At 64.2% G+C, this 6,000-nt stretch carries 4 protein-coding genes; all 4 read left to right on the top strand.

The genetic code is table 11. The features are described from left to right. The first annotated feature begins 314 nt into the window (after positions 1-314). The 4 genes from ftsH (at position 315) to thiD (ending at position 5,622) form a co-directional block, all read left to right on the top strand. A complete protein-coding gene (gene ftsH / locus HLH25_RS15910) occupies positions 315-2,249 on the top strand; it encodes an ATP-dependent zinc metalloprotease FtsH (protein WP_114726699.1) in 1,935 nt (644 codons plus the stop codon). A 107-nt stretch (positions 2,250-2,356) separates the two neighbouring features. Beyond that, on the top strand, positions 2,357-3,412 hold the full coding sequence (folP, locus tag HLH25_RS15905) for a dihydropteroate synthase (protein WP_182975000.1): 1,056 nt from the start codon (positions 2,357-2,359) through the stop codon (positions 3,410-3,412). A gap of 18 nt (positions 3,413-3,430) precedes the next feature. Beyond that, positions 3,431-4,789 (top strand): phosphoglucosamine mutase, encoded by a 1,359-nt coding sequence (glmM, locus tag HLH25_RS15900; protein WP_182974999.1) that lies wholly within the window; start codon positions 3,431-3,433, stop codon positions 4,787-4,789. 20 nt (positions 4,790-4,809) lie between these two features. Next, on the top strand, positions 4,810-5,622 hold the full coding sequence (gene thiD / locus HLH25_RS15895; RefSeq protein WP_182975010.1) for a bifunctional hydroxymethylpyrimidine kinase/phosphomethylpyrimidine kinase: 813 nt from the start codon (positions 4,810-4,812) through the stop codon (positions 5,620-5,622). Positions 5,623-6,000 lie beyond the last annotated feature (378 nt).

Below are 6,000 nucleotides of genomic sequence, written 5' to 3'. Positions count from 1 at the left end.
GAGCAAAGGCGGAAGGGACCCATGCTCCCAAACGGGCTCCAGACCCTCGGGGGGGACGGGCTCCCTTCCGCTATACATCCTCGCACATCACCAACAGACAGGGGGGGGGGCCGTTGACCGGTCGGCAGGCGGATTTTCGCGCCCCGGAGGCAATAAAGACCCTGGTGGGGGTGTGAATGTCCCACGAAGGGCCTATGTATGACTAAATTGAGGAAGAGAAGGCGTCTGGCTGCCGGTCAGAAGGAAGCCTTACCTGCGTGTTTCGGCACCAGGGGGAATCCGGGTGGCGTCAAGCGTATGGAACAATGGGCAAGATGAACAATTTTGGCCGGAACCTGGCCCTCTGGGTAATCATTATCGTACTGCTGCTGCTGCTGTTCAATGTCTTCCAGCCTGGAAGTACGCAGCATGCGGCGCAGCAACTCGCATATTCCGATTTCATCGGAGATGTGAATAATGGCCGCGTTCGCTCGGTCGTCGTGCAGGATCATAACATCTCCGGCACGCTGACGGACGGCACGTCGTTCGAGACCTATACCCCCCAGGATCCGACGCTGATCCCGCGCCTGACGGAAAAGGGCGTGGAGGTGATGGCGAAGCCGCAGGACAGCGATTCCAATCCGTTCCTGCGCTATCTGATCAACTACGCCCCGATCTTGCTGATGTTCGGCGCCTGGATCTTCATCATGCGCCAGATGCAGGCGGGTGGCGGCCGGGCCATGGGCTTCGGCAAGTCCCGCGCCAAGATGCTGACGGAAAAGCAGGGGCGCGTGACCTTTGAAGATGTCGCGGGCATCGACGAGGCCAAGGGCGAATTGCAGGAGATCGTGGATTTTCTGCGTGATCCGCAGAAATTCACCCGCCTGGGCGGCAAGATCCCCAAGGGCGTGCTGCTGGTCGGCCCGCCGGGCACCGGCAAGACGCTGCTGGCCCGTGCCATCGCCGGCGAGGCCAATGTGCCGTTCTTCACCATCTCGGGCTCTGATTTCGTCGAGATGTTCGTCGGTGTCGGTGCGTCGCGCGTGCGTGACATGTTCGAGCAGGGCAAGAAGGCCGCGCCGTGCATCATCTTCATCGACGAAATCGATGCTGTCGGCCGTCATCGCGGTGCCGGTCTGGGTGGCGGCAATGACGAGCGCGAGCAGACGCTGAACCAGATGCTGGTGGAGATGGACGGGTTCGAGAGCAATGAGGGCGTGATCCTGATTGCCGCGACCAACCGCCCCGATGTGCTGGACCCGGCCCTGCTGCGTCCTGGTCGCTTCGATCGCCAGGTGGTGGTGCCCAATCCCGATGTGGTCGGGCGCGAGAAGATCCTGCGCGTGCATATGCGCAAGGTTCCGCTGGCGTCGGATGTCGACCCGAAGGTGATCGCGCGTGGCACGCCGGGCTTCTCGGGCGCTGACCTTGCCAATCTGGTGAACGAGGCCGCGCTGATGGCTGCCCGCATGGGCAAGCGCACGGTCGCGATGCTGGAATTCGAGAACGCCAAGGACAAGGTGCTGATGGGCGCCGAGCGTCGCTCGCTGGTCATGAGCGAGGACGAGAAGAAGATGACTGCCTTCCATGAAGGTGGGCATGCGTTGGTCGCGATCATGACGCCGGGCGCCGACCCGGTGCATAAGGCCACCATCATTCCGCGCGGTCGTGCGCTGGGTCTGGTGATGAGTCTGCCCGAGGGGGACCGCTACTCCAAGAGCCGGGCGAAATGCCTGGGTGAATTGACGCTGGCCATGGGTGGTCGTGCGGCCGAAGAGATCATCTTCGGGGCGGACAATGTGTCGAACGGTGCTTCCGGAGACATCAAGATGGCGACCGATCTGGCGCGCCGGATGGTGTCCGAATGGGGCATGAGCGACAAGCTGGGCATGATCGCTTACGGCGATAACGGGCAGGAAGTGTTCCTGGGCCACAGCGTGACCCAGAACAAGAACGTGTCGGAAGAGACGGTTCGCGAGATCGACGACGAGATCAAGCGCCTGATCGACAGTGCGTATGCCCGGGCGCGGACCATGCTGATCGAGCATGTGGACGACCTGCATCGGCTGGCCAACGCATTGCTGGAATACGAGACGCTCTCCGGCGAGGAAATCCGCCAGGTGCTGCGCGGCGAGCCGATCGAGCGGGTGGTGGTGGATGATCCGATGCCGGAAAATCGCCGGTCTTCGGTTCCGCCGACGCCGCCGGCCGCGCCGCTGCCCTCTCCGGGGGGCGGAGGTGGCCTCGATCCGGCTCCGGCGGCAGGCTGAAGCGGGCGTCTGGGCGCTGCGTTTGCAGGATGAAGTGGAAAACAGGCGGGGGTGTCTCCGTCTGTTTTCGTTTTATGGCCATGTCATGATGATGAGATGGAAACGTGATGGGCGCATTGCGGCTGCTTGAACCGGCGGGATTGGTGTTTGGGCAGGATGCCCACAGGGCGGTGGATGCGGGGTTGGCCCATTGGCTGGCTGGTGGGCCGGCGGCCTTTACCTTGGCGCGGCTGATCGAGGGCAATGAGGCCCGGATGGTTCGTGCGGGTGATCTGCCTGGCGATTGGCTGGATGTGCTGGCGCGGGTGTCCGCGCCGCTGCCCTCGGCGGACTTGCCGCCGGGCCCGCAGGTGATGGGAATCCTGAACGTCACCCCCGATAGTTTCAGCGATGGCGGCCGCCATTTCGGGGCGGAGGCGGCGATTCGGGCCGGCATCGCCATGATCACGGCGGGGGCGGGATTGCTGGATATCGGCGGCGAGAGTACGCGCCCCGGTTCGGCTGTCGTGACACCGGCGGAGGAATGGGCGCGCGTGGCGCCCGTTCTGGCGGAATTGCGGATTCAGTCCGATGTCGCGCTGTCGGTCGATACGCGCAACGCGCGTACCATGTCGGCCTCGCTTGGGGTGGGGGCGGCGTTGATCAACGATGTTTCGGCCCTGCTGCATGATCCGCATGCGCTGGCGGTGGTGGCCGATGCCGGCTGCCCCGTGGTGCTGATGCATATGCGCGGTACGCCCCAGACCATGCAGAATTTCTCCGTTTATGACGATGTGGCTGTCGATGTGACCTGCGAACTGGGCGAGCGGATCGACGAGGCGGTGGCGGCCGGTATTGCCCGTGACCGAATCATCGTCGATCCGGGGATCGGATTCGCCAAGAATGCCGCGCAGAATATCGACATGATCCGCCGTCTGCCGATCCTGGCCAATCTGGGATGCCGCGTGCTGCTGGGGACCTCGCGCAAACGCGTGCTGGGGGAAATGGCGGGCGTGCCGGTGGCGTCGGACCGCGATCCGGGCACGGTTGCAAGCAGCCTGCCGGGGCTGGAACTCGGTAATACCATCCTGCGGGTGCATAATGTTCCCGCCATGGTGCAGGCATTGCGGGTCTGGCAGGGATTGTGGACCTGCGATAAGCCGGAAAAGACGCAGGCGCGGTGAACCAGGGATAGCCGGAAGATGACCAAGACCAGAAAATTGTTCGGCACCGACGGGATTCGCGGTACGGCCAATCAGGACCCAATGACGGTGGAAATGGCCCAGAAGCTGGGACAGGCCGCCGGCCTGCGTTTTACGCGCGGGACACATCGGCATCGGGTGCTGGTTGGCAAGGATACGCGGCTCTCCGGCTATATGATCGAATGCGCGCTGGTATCCGGCTTTCTGTCGGCCGGGGTGGATGTGACGCTCGCCGGGCCGATGCCGACGCCCGCGATTGCGATGCTGACGCGGTCGCTGCGCGCCGATCTCGGCGTGATGATCTCGGCGTCGCACAATCCGTTCGGGGATAATGGCATCAAGCTGTTCGGGCCGGACGGATTCAAGCTTTCCGACGAGACCGAGGCCGAGATCGAGAGCCTGATGCGCGCGGACCTGGCGGGCCGGCTGGCGACGCCTGAGAGGATTGGCCGCGCTTCGCGCCTGAACGACGCGGCGGGGCGGTATATCGAGAATGCCAAGGCGTCGTTTCCACGCGGGCGGCGGCTGGATGGGCTGCGCATCGTCATCGACTGTGCCAATGGGGCGGCTTATCGGGTGGCGCCGACCGCGCTGTGGGAACTCGGGGCCGAGGTGATCCGGATCGGGTGCGAGCCGAACGGGGTGAATATCAACGAGAGTTGCGGTTCGACTCGGCCGGAGGCGTTGTGCGCGGCGGTGGTGGCGCATGAAGCCGATATCGGCATTGCGCTGGATGGCGATGCCGACCGGCTGCTGATCGCCGACGAGCAGGGGCGGTTGATCGACGGGGACCAGATCCTGGCCCTTATCGCCCGGTCCTGGAGCCGTCAGGGCAGGCTGAGTGCGAACAAGGTCGTGGCCACCGTGATGTCGAACATGGGGCTGGCGCGCTGCCTGGAAGGGCTGGGGCTGGAACTGGTGCGTACGGCGGTGGGTGACCGCTATGTGGTTGAGCGCATGCGTGAACTGGGCGTCAATCTGGGCGGCGAGCAGTCGGGACACATGGTGCTGTCCGATTTCGCGACGACCGGTGACGGGTTGGTGGCGGCGTTGCAGGTTCTGGCGGTACTGGTCGAGGAGGGGCGGCCGGCCAGCGAGGTCTGTCGGGTGTTCACGCCCTTTCCGCAATTGCTGCGCAACGTGCGCTTCATCGGCAAGAGTCCGCTGCATGCGCCCGCGGTGGAGGAAGCGCGTCGGCTGGCGGAGGCCGAACTGGGGACGGCCGGGCGGCTGCTGTTGCGGGAAAGCGGGACCGAACCGCTGGTGCGCGTGATGGCGGAGGCTGAAGATCCGGCGCTGGTGGAGCGGGTGGTTGCCGGAATGTGCGCGGTGATCGGTTCCGCGCAGGAAGCGGCTTAGGGATTCCGTTCATGGCCATCATGAAGGGCCGTGTTCTGGTCATTGCCGGCAGTGATTCCGGTGGTGGGGCGGGCATTCAGGCGGATATCAAGGTTGTGACGGCGCTGGGTGGGTTTGCCATGACGGCGGTCTCGGCCCTGACGGTGCAGAATACGCTCGGCGTAAGCGGAATCCTGCCCGTGCCACCCGATATTGTGGCGGCGCAGATGCGTTGCGTGCTGGACGATATCGGGGTGGATGCCTTCAAGAGTGGCATGCTGGATCGGGGCGAGGTGATTCGGGCCGTGGCGGCGGAGGTGCGTGCCTACCCGGATATTCCGTATGTGCTGGACCCCGTGATGGTGGCCAAGGGCGGATCGCGCCTGTTGCAGGATGACGCCGTGGACACGCTGATGCGACATCTGGTGCCGTTGGCCAGCCTGCTGACACCTAACCTGCCCGAGGCGGAAGTTCTGGTGGGCCATCCGATCCGCACCGTGGACGAGATGTGTCGGGCTGCGGAGACCCTGCGGCGCGCGGGGGCACGGGCGGTGCTGCTGAAGGGTGGACATCTGGAGGGCGATATCCTGACCGATGTGCTGTGCGAATCGTCGGGCATCGAACTGTTTTCGGATACCCGCCTGCATACCCGGCACACCCATGGGACTGGTTGCACGCTGGCGAGCGCGATTGCCGCCGGGTTGGCGCAGGGCCTGAGCTTGCGGGATGCTGTGGAACGGGCCCGGCGCTATCTGCGGGCCGCCATCGCGAGTGCGCCCGGCTATGGGGCCGGTGCGGGGCCGCTGAATCATGCCGTGACCGTCGAGCCGGCCTGGGGTGCTCGTGGCGGCTGAAGGACTGTTTGGAAAAGTGCCGATTTTAACGCCTGGAATTCCATTGACGCGGTGAAGGATCGAGCCCTCATCGAACCCGGCGGGGGCCTCGGCGGGAGTTGGCAAAATGGGTGTCGGCCGGAATGGGCGGTGGAAAGCCGACTGAGGGGGAGCCCTGAGACTGCCGCCAGCATTTAACGACAACAGACGCTTTCATACGCTTGGACCCTGAGGAGAGGCGCGGAGCCAACCGCGCGTCTGGCGGTGATCTTGGCGCATCGGAGCGGCCGTGTGGGCCTTGACCCTCGAGTATTTTTACCGAAAACCGGTTCGGTGTAATGCTATAATTTATTGTTTTAAAAGAATATTTTTCTGTTTGAACGCGCGCATTCAAACAGG

This window comes from Gluconacetobacter dulcium, from assembly GCF_014174165.1.
Classification (GTDB): Bacteria; Pseudomonadota; Alphaproteobacteria; order Acetobacterales; family Acetobacteraceae; genus Gluconacetobacter; species Gluconacetobacter dulcium.
This window is presented reverse-complemented; position numbering and strand designations above follow the sequence as displayed.

Coding starts and splice junctions, on each gene's coding strand:
- thiD (WP_182975010.1), top strand. CDS start 4,810: ATGAAGGGCCGTGTTCTGGTCATTGCCGGCAGTGATTCCGGTGGTGGG.
- ftsH (WP_114726699.1), top strand. CDS start 315: ATGAACAATTTTGGCCGGAACCTGGCCCTCTGGGTAATCATTATCGTA.
- folP (WP_182975000.1), top strand. CDS start 2,357: ATGGGCGCATTGCGGCTGCTTGAACCGGCGGGATTGGTGTTTGGGCAG.
- glmM (WP_182974999.1), top strand. CDS start 3,431: ATGACCAAGACCAGAAAATTGTTCGGCACCGACGGGATTCGCGGTACG.